Here is a 15,918-nt window from a genome sequence, read left to right on the forward strand (position 1 = left end):
TCTAAAATTACATAAATTGCAATCGTGCTATCTTTTAGCATGAGTCCTTGTTAGTTTTTTGTTCGCACCTCAAAATTACTTGGACTCTCTTTTTTATCTATGACAAGTAGCAACTTAAGTTAATTAATAGGATTATCTATAATAAACTTAGACGCTTCCAGGAGGCTGCCGAAACGGTAGTCGGCCAATTCAGTATTCTCTTTTCCTGTGGCAATGTGTATGGTTTTTACACCTGCTTTCATACCAGCTTTTACGTCTCTTTCAGCATCTCCAATCATATACGAATGAGTGGTGTCAATATTATATTTGGCAATGGCTTTTTCCAGCATCAGCGAATCCGGCTTGCGCAATAATGATTCAGAAGAATATTGAGGGTGATGTTTACAGAAATAGATATCGTCTATGACACCTCCGCATTGGCTTTGTAGAAAATCATAGCAGTTCAGTACATCTTCCTGAGAGTAAATCCCTTTGGCGATTCCTGCCTGATTGGTAACGACAATCAGTAAATAGCCTGCTTTCTTTAATAAATTCAGGCCATCTACCACTCCTTCGGGAATGATATAATCTTCTATTTTATAAACATAATCAACCCGATCTTCGTTGAGTACTCCGTCGCGATCAAGGAAAATGCACTTTTGCATATATAAAATTAGGTTAGTAATGTGTGAATATTTAATATTACAAATTAAAGAAAAAATATGATAAATTGTAGCTAAAATCTTCTGAAAATTTTATTTATCATTCTTCAAATTTATAAAGCATAAAATTTCACTCCAATCAATTGAGGATTAACTGATTCATATTTAACATGAATTGAGTAATTTGTGCTTATTAGAATGTGAATTTGGTGTAAATTAAATAGATTTAGCGGCATCACGTCCGGCGGTACGCCCTGAAAAAATGCAACCCCCTAAAAATGTTCCCTCCAGAGCCCGATAACCATGCATACCTCCGCCACCAAATCCTGCTACTTCGCCTGCGGCATATAAACCTTTTACAATTTCACCATGAGTGTCCAAAACACGCCCAGATAAATCAGTCTGCAAGCCACCTAAGGTTTTACGAGTCAGGATATGCAGCCTGACAGCAATTAATGGCCCGAATTTCGGATCTAGTATTTGATGCAACTTAGCGGTTCGAATTAATTTGTCTCCTATGTATTGTCTAGCCCCACGGATGGCTGTAATCTGCATGTCTTTATTGAATTTATTACTAACCTGTCCATCACGGGCTGTAATCTCCGCTTTCAGGCTTGTTAAATCAATCAGGTTATCGCCTGTCAGCTCATTCATGGCCTTTACCAAATCTTCCAGATTATCTTTTACTATAAAGTCTGCTCCATGCGTTTTAAATGCTTCCACCGGGCCAGGGGCTAGTTTTCCTCCGGCCCGACCTAATACCTGTAGCCAATCCTTATTGGTTAAATCAGGGTTTTGCTCAGAGCCTGATAGAGCAAATTCTTTCTTGATAATAGCTTGATTGAGAACAAACCAAGTATAATCATGCCCTGTCTGGCGGATATGTTGAAGCGTACCCAATGTATCAAAGCCGGGAAATAAAGGTACTGGTAAACGTTTGCCTTTGGCATCAAACCATAAGGATGATGGTCCGGGCAAAATCCTAATACCATGCTGATGCCAGATAGGAGCCCAGTTCTGGATTCCTTCTGTATAATGCCACATGCGGTCTCGGTTGATGAGATTCGCTCCTGCATTTTCTGAAATGGCCAACATACGTCCATCCACGTGTTCGGGAACTCCTGAGAGCATGTGTTTAGGCGGCTCCCCTAACCTTTTCGGCCAGTTCTGGCGAACAAGCTCATGATTAGCCCCTATACCTCCAGAAGTTACAATGACAGCTTGCGCATGGAAAGTAAAATTATCAATAATCACACGAGAGCTTTTCTCTCCACGCTTCACATCGCTTGATTCTAAGACTTCTCCCTGTATACCGATAACTGATTTATTTTTTACGATTAATTCATTAACTCTATGACGAAACTTCAAGGTAATTAATCCTTTTTTTACAGCCTCTCTAACCCGATATTCAAAGGGAGCTAAAACCCCTGGCCCTGTGCCCCAGGTAACATGGAATCTTGGTACAGAATTACCATGCCCGATAGCACCGTAACCACCGCGCTCAGCCCATCCTACAATCGGAAAGAATTTGATACCTTGTTGCCTCAACCACGACCTCTTTTCTCCGGCTGCAAAACCAACGTAGGCTTCTGCCCATTTTCTAGGCCACTCATCTTCCGGCCTGTCAAATTGAGCCGTTCCCATCCAATCAGTCAAAGCCAATTCATGTGAGTCTTTAATCCCAAGCCGACGTTGTTCGGGTGAATCAACCAGAAATAAACCTCCAAACGACCAGAAGGCTTGCCCACCCATGCTCTGCTCAGGTTCCTGATCAACAATAATTACTTTTTTTCCTGCATCAGCCAGTTCTGCGGCTGCTACCAGGCCCGCCAATCCGGCACCAACAATGATCACATCGGTTGTGGTTTGCATATATTTTAAGTTTATGAGAATCTTAGGGAATAGGGTTGTGATTAAAATTCTGAATTTCCGTATTATAACGATTGACATTTGTTATGAATAAGTGACACAATCAGGGGTTATTTCTACAATATTTTTACAGCCGGATAAGCCCATTGTCAATTCAAAATCTGATATGAAATTTCTTAAAACTTCATAAACCCCTCTTTCGCCACCTATGGCTAATCCATACACATAAGGCCGACCGATGGAAACCGCAGTTGCTCCCATAGCTAATGCTTTAAAAACATCAGCTCCCGAACGAATTCCACTATCAATAATAATCGGTAATTTGCCTTTTACTACCTTAGCAATAGCTGGTAAAGCTTCAAAAGAGCTGATTGAACCATCTACCTGTCGACCGCCGTGGTTAGAGATAAATATTCCATCCATGCCATAATCTATCGCTTTCTGAGCATCATCAGTTGCCAGAATACCTTTCAGGATAATGGGCAAATGTGTTTGCTTTCGAAGCCAGGCTAAATCCTCCCAGGTAGTGGCAGCATTGGAGTATAAACCAGTAAAATGGCGTATGGCAGACATGGGCTTACCTGATTTCAATTTCTTCAAAAAGCCTGAACCTGGGTAATTGTTAACCATCTTGATTAATCCCTGGATGGTTTTTAAGGTAATTCGCTGCTTGGTAGAAGGGATAATATTCTGCTCCATTAATTGTTGAAAAACAGGGTCGGAAGTGTATTGGGCAATACCTTTGCCCTCTAAAAATGGGAGAGAAGCCAGATCAAGGTCACGTATCCGCCAGCCAAGCATCGTTGTATCAAGTGTTACTACTATGCCTAAGCAACCACATTTTTCTGCTCTTTTTATAAGACTAGTTACCAATTCTCTTGATTTCGACCAGTATAACTGGAAAAAACGTGGACTATCACCCATGACTCCCGCCGTTTGTTCCATCGGATAAGAAGCCTGATTTGAAAAAATATAAGGGATATTGAGACTACTGGCGGCTCTTGCTACGGCTAAATCAGCGTCGGTGTGCGCCATTTCCAATACTCCGATAGGAGATATGAATAGGGGGGTGTAAAATTTATGCCCTAATAACTGAATGCTCGTATCACGATTTTCCACATTCCTCAACATTCTTGGCACAATCTTGCAAGCCTCAAAAGCACTTCTATTCGCACGCATGGTGCTTTCATTGCCCGCTCCCCCAGCGATATAGGCAAAAGATTTAGCTGATAGCTTGTACTTAGCGGCTGATTCAAGGGCTTCATAGCTTATTTTGACTTTCTGACTGATACCAGCAAAACCATTCAGATAAATCTGCCTTTGCCAATCAAGAGCTGATAGGGGTTGTGCACTGTTCATAGATGCGAAGTCATTAGGGTTGATTCAAGAAATCAGAATAGATAAAGCAATATTAAAAAAAATCAGATAGTTTATCATCATTTTTTGCATAATGATTGTGGTAAATGGCTTAGCTAACCGTGCCACGCTCTTATACGGACGAGTAGAAGCGTGGCACGGTAGGCTGTAAACAAAAAAGTCCTGCCTCGTGAGAAGCAGGACTTTTTATAATGATTAGCTAACTAAATCTTAGTTGAAGATATAACGAAGACCTAACTGCATTTGCCATACGTCATCAATTGTTTTTGATTTAACAAATGAATCACGAAGCAAGATAGTTTCATTAACTGTTTTTCCGTCAACGCCAACGGTTGAAATAACCTGAGTATTCATACGATAAACCGGGTTACCAGAAGCATCAACACTTGCTAATACTAATGGGTTGTTTGAAGTAATTGAGTTACCTACACCCCATGAGTCGTTAACCAGGTTACCTACGTTATAAATATCCGCTCTTACACGAATGATATTTTTCTTGTTATTTTTACCAACTTTTACAAAGAAATCCTGTTCAACTGATAAATCGAAACGAGTTAACCAAGGGTAGAAGCCTGCATTACGTTCCGCATATTGTCCACGACGAGTTGACAAGTATGGGTTTTTAGCAAGAAATGATTCGAATGCTTCTGCTTGTTGTTGAGCAGTGAAAGTTTTACCACCTGTAGTTAGCGTAGTGAACATTAGGTCAGATGCTTTTGCAGGTACAAATAGAAGGTCGTTGATCTGACCATCGCCATTCATATCGTTTGAATAACCATAAGAGATTTTACCACCACTTTGTGAAGTACCACCTAAAGTAATCATAGTAGAACCACCGATTTTACCACCATATTCGATTCTGTAACTTGCATATCCTACAAAACGGTGACGTAAATCGTTATCAGCATATCCTAATGTATTGTAGTTTACACCACCTACAGCAGGTATATTCGCATTTACAGTACTGTTCGCTTCTGAAAGGTTTCTGGCAATACCATAAGTATAACCCAACATGGCACCAAATCCTTTTGTGATAGGTTTCTCTAATTTGAATGTAAGCGAAGAAGCATTGCCTAAATCAGTATTACTTAAGATATAAGCACTATTGATTTGTGGGTTATAAAAACGATTTGCTGTAGCTGCAGCACCAGTTAAACCAGAAGCAGGGTAACGGTCACGGCCATCAGGACCGGCAAATTTACCATTTGGTGTTTTAAGGTTAGCATCAAAATAATAAGTAGCATTAAGGTTCTTATTATAGATAAACTCTGCTGTAAAAATTAAGCCTGCAAATGGTAATCTTTGATCGATAGCGATGTTTGATTTCCATACCTGAGGGAATTTCAAATTCTCGTCAGAGGCGTTAACGTTATAGCCTGTAATTTTTGCCAAGTCAGTAGTAGCAGGCGTATACTTAGTTGGGTCGAGTGTAAACGGATAATTAGCAGCAGCACTACCTGTTACGTTTACTAGACCGATATTTACACCATTGTTACCTAATTGATTAGAGATTAATACATAAGGCATTCTACCTAAGAAAATACCACTACCACCACGAATCTGAGTAGTTTTATTGCCTGTTACATCCCAGTTAAAGCCAATACGTGGAGAAGCATATAATCTTGATTTTGGCATATTGGCAGTATTAACTCTATAATTGCCACCTGTTGGCGTTTTGAATTGCAAGCCTGCAACAATTTCATTGGCATAATCTACTGCAGTTGGAGCAATAGCTATATAATCACCTCTTACACCATAAGTTACTTTGAAGTTATTTGAAACCTGAAAATCATCTTGTAAATACAAACTTGTTGTATTTACTTTCAATGTTTGCCAAGGTTTTTGGCCACCGTCTAACAAGGTATAACGATAGTTAAATCTGTTGATTTCAACAGGAGAAGTAGCCAGATTCGGATTAGCTTTATAAGCTAAGGCAGCAGTTTTGAAATCCTCAATTGAGTTGAATGTCCAGACACCATTAGATGCATAGAAGAACAAGTTATTTGATGTAAAGTGTTCGTAAGCAGCACCTGCAGTAAGTGTATGCTTACCTGCAAAAATAGTGAAGTTATCTGTGATATTCAAAGTAGAATAATCCAGTTTGTTATCAGGGGTGAATGGGTCAAAACCAACCGTAGTATAAGTTGAACCATCTTTCAGAATGTCAATCGTTGGGAATAGTTGTGTACGATACACACGGTTTTCAAGCTGCTTGTTATACGTAGCAATGAAGTTATTCGCAAATTTACTTTTGAACGTTGAGTTTAATTCGGCTACAATTGAACGTGTATTATCCTGAATTTTATAACCTGAGTTCTGCGTAGAAATAGCAGTAGCTAGGTTATTACGGTTACCGTTACCAGCTGTATTTGCACTATTAGAGTTACTGATGATAGCGTCTGATTCTGAATTGTGGTGAGAATAACGGATAGTTAACTTGTTATTATCGTTGATGTTATAATCAATACGAGTCAGGAATTTCTTAGAGTCTACTTCATTGTTATAACGATCAATTGCTCCCATATCAAAATTGAAGTTAGTCTTCATGAAAGATGATAGGTCTTGTAGGTCAGCAGCGGTTGTTCGAGAGATATTACCCGTTGCACCATTACCATTAGCTACCCAGTCCAAAGCCGGACGAGCACCTTTTACCATCTCAGCATTTACGAAGAAGAATAACTTATTTTTAAGGATCGGGCCACCTACACGGAAACCGAAAGTTTCTTCTTTGAAAGTAAGCGCAGGAATTTTATTTCCGGCAGCTGTTTTACCTATTAAATCCTGGCTTTTCATGAATCCATATACCGAACCAGAATAATCGTTCGTTCCTGAACGGGTTACAGCATTAATACCAGCACCAGCAAAACCTGACTGACGAACATCGAAAGGAGCAATGTTGATTTGTACTTCATCAATTGCATCTAAAGAAATAGCTGTAGTACCTGTACGACCACCCGCTTGTGCCTGAGTACCTAAACCGAAACCATTGTTAAATACTGAACCGTCGATAGTAAAGTTATTATAACGGCTATCCTGACCACCAAACGAACGACCATTGCTATAAGCATTGTATTTTGTGATGTCGTTGATGTTACGTCCTAATGTTGGAAGACGAATGATGTTTTCGCGGCTAAGTGTAGTTGCAGCACCCGTACGTTCAGAACTGAAAATGTCGCTTCTGGCAGCAGTTACATTAACCTCTTGCAAAACAGAGCCTTCTTCGTCCATTTTAATGTCAACGTTAGAAGCAGTTCCTAAACTGGTAATGATACCCTCTTTAGAAGCGTCTTTAAAACCAACAAAAGTTGCAGTAACTTTAAAAGGACCACCGATGCGAACAGCAGGAAGTACGTAACGGCCAGTGGCATTAGTGATAGTACCATACTTAGTACCAGATGGTTCGTGGATAGCAACAACTGTTGCACCCGGAAGAGCTGAGCCGTCAGCCGCAGTTACAACACCACTAATTGAAGAGGTAGTAACCTGGCCATAGCCTTGAAAAGCAAAGAAAATCCCTACGAGAAGTGTAAAGGCTCCTCGCAAAAAAGTAAATTTTTGCATCATGTTTTTTGGAGTTAGAAATGTTTGAAGTTAAAATCATCAAGCAAGTTATATTGCAATACAAAGGTCTTAAAAAATTTCCCTAAAAAAAACAAGCACTTATATATTTCCTTAACATAAGTGCCTGATTTATAGTATTTTATGAGATATTTAATAGAAAATATTGTTTAAGTGCTACTATTTGAAAAACATTTAACATAAAAAAAATCCTGCCTCGTAAAAAGCAGGATTTTTTTGCAATATGAGCTATGTTTAATCTTAATTGAATATATAACGAAGACCAATTTGGGCTCCCCAGGTATTAGTAGCAACCGGGTTAAGTTCAAAAGTTTCAGTTGGTAGTTTACCATTTACTTCAACCATCTGGAACATTGGCTGACCACTTGCATTTAGTTTCGTGTATCTTAAAATCGCACCATTGTTAACCACCTGGCGGTAACGATTACCCCAACTAGAGTTTAACAAATTACCGATATTAAGAACGTCAACACTTAATTGAAGTGTGTTTCTCTGACCTTTTACATTAATGAAGAAATCCTGCAATAGTCTGAAGTCAAAACGGTTAACCCATGGCATAAGACCTTTATTTCTTTCTACATATTCTCCTTTAATGCTGCTCAGATACTTATCATTGTTTACTAAATTAAAGAAAGCAGTTGCTTGTTGCTGTGCAGTATATTTAACAGCCCCACTTGCTACAACGTCTTCAAAGATAATTTCTGATTCATTAGCAGGCACATACAATAAGTCTGCACCATTGATACCGTCAGCATTCAGGTCACCATTATATACATAAGATACACGGCCTTGATGTGAACCCTGGTAGAACAACGAAACAGTTGTAGCAAGGAATTTAGTATATTCAAATCTGTATGAGGCAGAACCAACTATGCGATGAGGGACTGCAAACTCGCTGAATGCCAACGGTAAGTCATTCAAACTTCCAACAGCTCTGTTATTAGACCACGCTGAAGCCGCTTGTGAACCTGGGTTACCAGTTAGGTCTTTTACATTATTGAAGGCATAAGCGATGCTTCCAAAGAAGTTTCTATAACGTTTTTTAGCTTCCGCAGTGATTGTCCAGCCACCACCGTTTTTAGTGTTGTCAAGTACCATCGCTTCAGTGATAGCCGTATTTACTCTTCTGGTTGAAGAGCTGTAAAGAGGTCTTTTATCAGGTCCGGTAAGATTTCCTATCGGATTATTCAAGTTTACATTTCTTTGATAAACTGTTACTAAATCTTTAGAATAGATTGCCTCTACAGTAAAATCGATATCACCGATGATTTTTTTATCTACCGCCAGGTTTGTTCTCCAGACTTGTGGCATTTTAAAGTCAGGCGAAACAGCGGCTATACTACTTGGTGCTGATTGACCTGCCACTTTAGGAAGTTTGTCTAAATGTGCTGCAGGGTCTTTGCTGAATGGGAATTTCGCAAGGTCAGTAGCGTTAACAGTTTCATAAGTAAACTGAACCATACCACTGTTGGTAGGTTGGTTAGTAAACCATACAAATGGCAAGCGGCCATTGAAGATACCAGTACCACCACGAACCTGCCAGCCTTTGTCTGACCAGTTGAAACCAACGCGAGGGGAGAATGCAGGCTTAGATTTTGGCCACAATCCTGTATTGATTTTCTCGCCGTTTAAGAACGTTAATTTTGAAATAGACGGGTTCTCAACAGGTGCTACCGGGTAAAATGGCATATCAACACGTACACCAGCAGTTAATTTCAATTTATTGTTCACTGCAAATTCATCTTGTAAATAAGCAGAACCCTGGCCAAATGTTAAGTCAGAAATTGGCATTTTACCATTAGGGAGCAAGCTATAAGTAAGTGCATAAGCAGCAGGAGTAGCACCATTGATGAAATCGTCTACCGAGTTGTAACGATAGTAGCTTGTACCATAGCGTAAGAAGCTATTACCAAAATACATATTTTCATAAGCGATACCACCTAAGATCGTGTGTTTACCAGCGTAATAAGTTAGGTTATCGATGATATTCAGCGTTGGGTTTTTCACATCGTTATTGTATGAGAAAAGCTCATAACCAAAGCTGATATAAGAGTCATTATCTTTTTTGATATCAACAAAAGGGAACAAAGAACTTTTTGAAGTACGGGTATCCTGTACTAATGTATAAGTAGCTAATAATTGATTAGATAATTTGCTACTGAATGTTGAGTTCAACTCCGCTGCCAACGAATTCACTTTGTTCAGGAAACCATAGTTTGAGTTGGCATAAGTTAAAGAGTTCTGGCTCACACGGTTTGAAGTAGAACGCGGGTTTGGCGCACTTGTACCGTTGATTAACTGATCATCAGTATTATTAACTGTCGAATAACGGATGTTAAATTTGTGATTATTGCTGATGTTCCAGTCTAAACGGGCCGTTATTTTGTAATTCTGAAGAGTAAAGTTGTCACCATATCCTTCATAAGGACCAGTTTCGTAACCATAGGTATTTTTTAAGAAAGTAGAAACTCTTTCTAAATCTTCAGCGGTAGTTCTTGATACGTTTGTACCTGTAAGACCCGGGCGAGAAGCAATCCAGTTAAAACCTGGTCTTACGTTTTTCTCATATTCTCCACTTACAAAGAAGAACAATTTGTTTTTGATGATAGCCCCACCAATTGTTCCACCATAGATATTATTGGTAGTTTTTGCAGCAGCCGGTAGTTCTGTATCACCTACTCTCGTTCCGTTGAATGATTGATCTCTGTAATAGGTATATAAGCTTCCTTTGAATTGGTTGGTACCACTCTTAGTTACCACATTAATACCTGCACCGGTAAAGTTTGCCTGACGAACATCATAGGGAGCAATGTTTACCTGAACTTCTTCAATCGCATCTAAAGAGATGGGTTGTGCCGAACCACCAGGAAGGTTGGCATCGCTTACACCAAAGTTATTGTTAAAGTTAGCACCATCAATAGTGATATTATTGAAACGATTATCACGTCCGGCGAAACTTGTACCATTTGATTGGGGAGTAAGACGGGTAAAATCGTTAATACTTCTGCTGATGGTTGGTAAGCTACGCAATTGAGTACCGTTAATATTTGTAGCAGCACCAGTTCTATTTGAGCTGAAAACGTCGCTTCTCGCAGATGAAATGGTCACTTCCTGAAGTGCTGTTCCTTCTTCAGAAAGTATAGCATCAACGTTAGCCGCAGTTCCTAAACTGGCGATAATTCCGTCTTTCACTATATCTTTATAACCAACAAATGTAAAAGTAACTTTGTAAGGACCACCAATACGTACAGATGGAAGCGTATAAAGTCCAGAGATATTTGTAACCGTTCCGTATTTTGTACCAGAAGGTTCATGTACGGCAACTACCGTTGCACCAGGCAATGCTTCGCCCTTGCTATCAGTTACAGTTCCTGTAATTGAAGAAGATGTAACCTGACCATAGCCTTGAAAAGCAAAGAAAATTCCTACAAGAAGTGTGAACACCCCTCGCAAAAAAGTAGATTTTTGCATCATGTTTTTTTGGAGATTAGAAATGTTTGAAGTAAAATTCATCAAGCAGAGTTATATTGATGTTACTACAAAGGTCTTAAAAATTTTCTCTAAAAAAAAACAAGCACCTATGCGAATTGTTCACATAAGTGCTTCGTTTACACTAATTTATAAAATATTTAACATAGAATATTGGCTGAGTACTATTTTCTTATGTTAAGAAATTGTTATGCTTGCCTAATACTTTAAGAGCCCAGAATGTTATGTCCCATTTTATCTCGTTTAGTTTGCAGGTACTTTTCATTATATGGGTTCGAAGAAATTTCGATAGGTATTGTATCAACAATCTCTAATCCGTAACCGATTAATCCTGCTCTTTTCTTAGGGTTATTCGAAATCAGTTGAATCTTTTTCACACCTAAATCTCTTAGTATCTGAGCGCCGACGCCATAGTCTCTTTCATCCATTTTAAAGCCTAATTCAAGATTGGCTTCCACCGTGTCGCGGCCCATTTCCTGTAATTTATAAGACTTCAATTTATTCAGAAGTCCGATACCACGCCCTTCCTGATTCATATACAGCACAACGCCTTTTCCACTTTTTTGAACCATTTCCATAGAAGCATGTAACTGTGGACCACAATCACAACGGCATGAGCCAAAAATATCTCCGGTTACACAAGACGAATGCACACGTACCATCACAGGTTCGTTAGGTTCCCATGTTCCTTTAATTAATGCCAGGTGAAGTTGGTCGTTATCTAACTGGCGATACGCTATCATATCGAAATACCCGAATTCAGTGGGCATTTCTACGCCAATCTCTCTTTTAATCAACGACTCTTTTTTTAAACGATACTCAATCAGATCTTTAATGCTGACCAGTTTCATACTAAACTTATCAGCAATTTCACGCAGTTGAGGCAAGCGTGCCATGGTACCATCTTCATTCAGAATCTCAATCAGTACGCCAGCTGGTTGTAAACCTGCCAGAACGGCTAAATCAATAGTTGCTTCTGTATGGCCTGTTCTGCGTAGAACACCACCATCAACGGCTTTTAAAGGAAATATATGTCCAGGGCGACCAAAATCTTCCGGTTTCGTATTGGGGTCAACCAATGCCTGAATCGTTTTGGCGCGGTCGCTGGCAGAAATACCAGTAGTGCAACCATTGCCAAGCAAATCTATAGATACAGTAAAGGCGGTTTCGTGTTGAGCAGTATTTTTGCCTACCATCATGTTTAGTTCCAACTCTTCACAACGTTTGGCTGTGATAGGTGTACACATCAAGCCACGACCCTCTTTTACCATGAAATTGACCATTTCAGGGGTCGTCTTTTCGGCAGCGCACACAAAATCACCTTCGTTTTCACGATCCTCGTCATCTACAACAATTACTATTTTTCCATTGCGAATATCTTCAATCGCATCTTCTATACGGTCTAACATTATAATGAATAATTATGCTGGTTTTGTTGGTAAAACAGATTGTGTGGCGAAATCGTTTGTAAAGGTACGAGTTTTCGATAGAACAGTTGTAAAAATGCTATAATTGGACGTTCATTATATTTTTAAACAGGTGGCTTGAAAATAAACTTTCAAAAATTCTTGGAAGTTTATTTTCTTTTGCTTTACATTTGTACTATGAAAACGGAGGAGATAAGACAGCAGTTTGTACAGGCCTGGGGCGTACTCGGAACCTCATGGGGCATTAGTCGCTCTATGGCTCAGGTGCACGCTTTGCTTTTGTTGAATAAAGGAGAGATGAGTACAGAAGAGGTAATGGAGGAGCTGAAACTGTCAAGAGGGAATGTAAATATGGTATTGAGAGATCTGATAGGATGGAATCTGATATATAAACAAACCAAGCCTGGTGATAGAAAAGAGTACTTTATAGCGGAGCATGATATATGGCAAATAGCTGTCAGAGTGGTTACTGAGCGAAAAAAACGTGAAATAATGCCTGCCAAGCAAACTGTAAAGATGTTGATGAATAATACCAGTGATGCTAAAGACGCTGATCAACTGCATGTAAAACATATGCTAAGTGAATTGAATAGTTTTATAGAGCAAATGGATACTCTGAGCGAACTATTGCTGAAAGCGGAGAAAAATGCGCTTCTGAAAAATGTATTGAAACTCATGAGTTAATTTTTTTTATTATAAACTTCCGAAAATTCTTGAAAGTATGGAAACTTTAAATAATCATAAATTGCTTGTAGATGCCGATTGTCCGATGTGTCGGATGTATGGCAAAGGTTTTGAAAAAGCAGGCTGGGTTGATAGAGGAACCTATAGCCATTATCAAAGCTTTGCAGTTTCTGCAGATATATCTATCGATATGAACAAGGCTCGTAACGAGATAGCTTTAGTAGATACCGAACACAAAGTAGTCAGATATGGCATTGATGCACTTAAGTACATTATCACCAATAGATTCCCGTCTCTCGGCTCAGTATTAGCATGGAAACCAGTTGATTTTTTCTTACGCAAACTCTATAAGTTCATTTCTTTCAATCGTAAAGTCATTGCCCCAAGTGAAATAAAAGAAGGCGTAAAAGCCTGTACACCTGATTTGAATGTGAAGTATCGCTTATTGTATATCGCTTTTGTGGCTATTCTTTCATCAATCGTGCTTTATCAATATACCCAACCAATCAATGAGGCTATGGACTGGCAGAATCATCTGGGGAGAGAATTTATGATTTGTGCCGGACAAATCCTATGGCAGATAGTATTCCTAAACAGATTATTGAAAGAGAAACTACTGGATTATCTGGGAAATATGATGACTGTTTCGATGATAGGCACTTTGCTCTTGTTACCTATGCTGTTGATTAAAGACCTATGGGCTGTGTATTATCTGGGCTACTTTATTGCAGTAGTAAGTTTCATGCTTTGGGAGCATGTCCGTCGGAGTAAAATCTTAAAAATTGGCTATTGGCCAACTATCTCCTGGATGGTATATAGAGTAGTTGCTTTGGTTATAATTGTATTATTGAATTGATACGAAAAATTACAAAAATGAAAATTGTGATTGCAGGTGGAACTGGCTTTTTAGGAAAAGCTCTCCATAAATACTTTTCAATCAAGGGTAATGAAGTACTTATTCTTACACGAAAGCCTAAAGAACCTAATGAAATATATTGGGATGCAGTCAACATCGGTGAATGGATTGAGGCATTAGAACATGCAGATGCGCTGATTAACCTGACAGGTAAATGTGTTGATTGCCGGTATACAGAAGAGAACAAAAGAGCCATTCTTGAATCAAGAGTAAAAAGTACTGAGGTTTTACAAAAGGCTATTAACCTGTGCAAGAATCCACCTGAAGTCTGGCTAAACTCTAGTAGTGCCACTATTTATGTACATGCCGAAACACAGGTAATGGATGAAGACAATGGCATTATTGGCGACGATTTCTCAATGAATATATGTAAAATTTGGGAAAGGGCTTTTTTTGAAGATAGTACAGCACCTATCAGAAAAGTAGCTTTAAGAACATCTATTGTATTGGGTAATGCGGGTGGAGGATTCCCGAAAATGAAAATGATAAGCAGATTAGGTTTAGGTGGGAAACAAGGTAACGGTGAGCAAATAATGAGTTGGATTCATGAAAGGGATTTTTGCAGAGCCATTGAATTTATTATTGAGTATTCAGAGTTGACTAAAAAAGTAAATATCGCCACACCTCATCCTCTGAAAAACGAGGAGTTTATGAAACGCCTGCGAAAATCAATGGGAATGCCTATTGGTATTAATAGTCCTGTCTTTCTTTTAGAGTTGGCCTCCCTTTTTATCAGAACTGAGACTGAACTGGTATTAAAGAGTAGAAATGTATACCCCAAAAGACTATTGGAAAGCGGATTTAAATTTGAGTTTCCAACAATTGATCTGGCTTTCGCAGATTTAAACTAACAAAAAATGGAGGCCGAAAGCCTCCATTTTTCTATAAACAAACTTTATTTTTTATCGAAATCTCTATGATTTGCTTCGTCATATAATCTTTCCTTCGGAAGACTTCTGAAGTAGTCATAAGTAATGGCTAAACCTTCTGCACGGCTTACTTTTGGCTCCCAACCTAATATTTCTTTCGCTTTGGTAATATCCGGCTGACGTTGCTTCGGATCATCTTTGGGCAATGGTTTGTAAACAATCTTCTGGTCAGTACCTGTTAATTTGATAATTTCCTCAGCAAATTGCTTAATCGTAATTTCCGCAGGATTTCCGATATTTACCGGATAAGCGTAGTCAGATAATAATAGACGATAGATACCTTCTACCAAGTCGGCTACATAACAGAAAGAACGTGTCTGCGAACCATCTCCGAAAATCGTTAAATCTTCACCACGTAATGCCTGACCGATGAAAGCAGGTAATACACGACCATCATTCAGACGCATACGAGGACCATAGGTGTTGAAAATACGCACAATTCTGGTTTCAAGACCGTGGTATGTATGATATGCCATCGTCATAGCTTCCTGGAAACGTTTGGCTTCATCATATACACCACGAGGACCAACCGGATTCACATGTCCCCAGTATTCCTCGGTTTGTGGGTGCACTAATGGGTCACCATAAACCTCAGAAGTAGAGGCGATAATTACACGTGCTTTCTTCACACGGGCAAGACCCAGGCAGTTATGAATACCTAATGAACCCACTTTCAAGGTCTGAATCGGGATTTTCAGGTAGTCAATCGGGCTGGCAGGTGAGGCAAAATGCAGGATATAATCCAATTCGCCTGGCACATGGATAAACTTACTTACATCATGGTGATAAAACTCAAAATTAGGATGTTTGAACAAATGTTCGATATTGCGTAAATCTCCTGTAATAAGGTTATCCATCGCAATCACGTAGTACCCTTCTTTGATGAATCTATCGCAAAGGTGTGAGCCTAAAAAACCTGCGCCACCTGTTATGAGAACTCTTTTCATAGAAATATATTAATTTCCCCTGTATCCTAAATAATAGGAGGAAGACTCAGCCGGATAGGG

At 39.2% G+C, this 15,918-nt stretch carries 10 protein-coding genes; 3 read left to right on the forward strand and 7 right to left on the reverse strand.

Translation table 11 applies throughout. The features are described 5' to 3' along the window. Positions 1-119: 119 nt before the first annotated feature. The 6 genes from D0T08_RS26965 to D0T08_RS26995 form a co-directional block, all read right to left on the reverse strand. Positions 120-644, reverse strand: a complete 525-nt coding sequence (locus D0T08_RS26965) for an HAD-IIIA family hydrolase (protein ID WP_116985870.1) — start codon at positions 642-644, stop codon at positions 120-122. A 213-nt stretch (positions 645-857) separates the two neighbouring features. Continuing rightward, positions 858-2,513 (reverse strand): FAD-binding dehydrogenase, encoded by a 1,656-nt coding sequence (locus D0T08_RS26970; RefSeq protein ID WP_116985871.1) that lies wholly within the window; start codon positions 2,511-2,513, stop codon positions 858-860. A gap of 81 nt (positions 2,514-2,594) precedes the next feature. Then, a complete protein-coding gene (locus D0T08_RS26975) occupies positions 2,595-3,869 on the reverse strand; it encodes a lactate 2-monooxygenase (RefSeq protein ID WP_116985872.1) in 1,275 nt (424 codons plus the stop codon). Positions 3,870-4,097: 228 nt separating this feature from the next. Beyond that, a complete protein-coding gene (locus D0T08_RS26980; RefSeq protein ID WP_116985873.1) occupies positions 4,098-7,451 on the reverse strand; it encodes a carboxypeptidase regulatory-like domain-containing protein in 3,354 nt (1,117 codons plus the stop codon). Positions 7,452-7,706: 255 nt separating this feature from the next. Continuing rightward, entirely contained in the window at positions 7,707-10,940 is a 3,234-nt protein-coding gene (locus D0T08_RS26985) for a TonB-dependent receptor domain-containing protein (protein WP_229239067.1), read from the reverse strand. A gap of 221 nt (positions 10,941-11,161) precedes the next feature. Then, positions 11,162-12,364, reverse strand: a complete 1,203-nt coding sequence (locus tag D0T08_RS26995; RefSeq protein ID WP_116985875.1) for a bifunctional 3,4-dihydroxy-2-butanone-4-phosphate synthase/GTP cyclohydrolase II — start codon at positions 12,362-12,364, stop codon at positions 11,162-11,164. A 195-nt stretch (positions 12,365-12,559) separates the two neighbouring features. Here D0T08_RS26995 and D0T08_RS27000 point away from each other — a divergent pair, with 195 nt between their 5' ends. From D0T08_RS27000 to D0T08_RS27010, 3 genes are read left to right on the forward strand one after another with little or no spacing between them, the layout of a single operon-like run. Beyond that, positions 12,560-13,066: a GbsR/MarR family transcriptional regulator gene (locus tag D0T08_RS27000; protein ID WP_116985876.1), complete on the forward strand. Its 507-nt coding sequence runs from the start codon at positions 12,560-12,562 to the stop codon at positions 13,064-13,066. A 37-nt stretch (positions 13,067-13,103) separates the two neighbouring features. Further along, positions 13,104-13,922 carry a hypothetical protein gene (locus tag D0T08_RS27005; protein WP_116985877.1) on the forward strand — a complete coding sequence of 273 codons (819 nt, stop codon included), beginning with the start codon at positions 13,104-13,106 and terminating at the stop codon, positions 13,920-13,922. 17 nt (positions 13,923-13,939) lie between these two features. After that, a complete protein-coding gene (locus D0T08_RS27010; protein WP_116985878.1) occupies positions 13,940-14,833 on the forward strand; it encodes a TIGR01777 family oxidoreductase in 894 nt (297 codons plus the stop codon). Positions 14,834-14,877: 44 nt separating this feature from the next. On the opposite strand, the gene D0T08_RS27015 is transcribed toward D0T08_RS27010, so the two are convergent. Then, on the reverse strand, positions 14,878-15,858 hold the full coding sequence (locus D0T08_RS27015; RefSeq protein ID WP_116985879.1) for a UDP-glucuronic acid decarboxylase family protein: 981 nt from the start codon (positions 15,856-15,858) through the stop codon (positions 14,878-14,880). Positions 15,859-15,918 lie beyond the last annotated feature (60 nt).

It is taken from the genome of Emticicia sp. C21, from assembly GCF_003418935.1.
Taxonomy (GTDB): Bacteria; Bacteroidota; Bacteroidia; order Cytophagales; family Spirosomataceae; genus Emticicia.

Coding starts and splice junctions, on each gene's coding strand:
- D0T08_RS26975 (WP_116985872.1), bottom strand. CDS start 3,869: ATGAACAGTGCACAACCCCTATCAGCTCTTGATTGGCAAAGGCAGATT.
- D0T08_RS27005 (WP_116985877.1), top strand. CDS start 13,104: ATGGAAACTTTAAATAATCATAAATTGCTTGTAGATGCCGATTGTCCG.
- D0T08_RS26995 (WP_116985875.1), bottom strand. CDS start 12,364: ATGTTAGACCGTATAGAAGATGCGATTGAAGATATTCGCAATGGAAAA.
- D0T08_RS27010 (WP_116985878.1), top strand. CDS start 13,940: ATGAAAATTGTGATTGCAGGTGGAACTGGCTTTTTAGGAAAAGCTCTC.
- D0T08_RS26970 (WP_116985871.1), bottom strand. CDS start 2,513: ATGCAAACCACAACCGATGTGATCATTGTTGGTGCCGGATTGGCGGGC.
- D0T08_RS27000 (WP_116985876.1), top strand. CDS start 12,560: ATGAAAACGGAGGAGATAAGACAGCAGTTTGTACAGGCCTGGGGCGTA.
- D0T08_RS26980 (WP_116985873.1), bottom strand. CDS start 7,451: ATGATGCAAAAATTTACTTTTTTGCGAGGAGCCTTTACACTTCTCGTA.
- D0T08_RS26965 (WP_116985870.1), bottom strand. CDS start 644: ATGCAAAAGTGCATTTTCCTTGATCGCGACGGAGTACTCAACGAAGAT.
- D0T08_RS26985 (WP_229239067.1), bottom strand. CDS start 10,940: ATGATGCAAAAATCTACTTTTTTGCGAGGGGTGTTCACACTTCTTGTA.
- D0T08_RS27015 (WP_116985879.1), bottom strand. CDS start 15,858: ATGAAAAGAGTTCTCATAACAGGTGGCGCAGGTTTTTTAGGCTCACAC.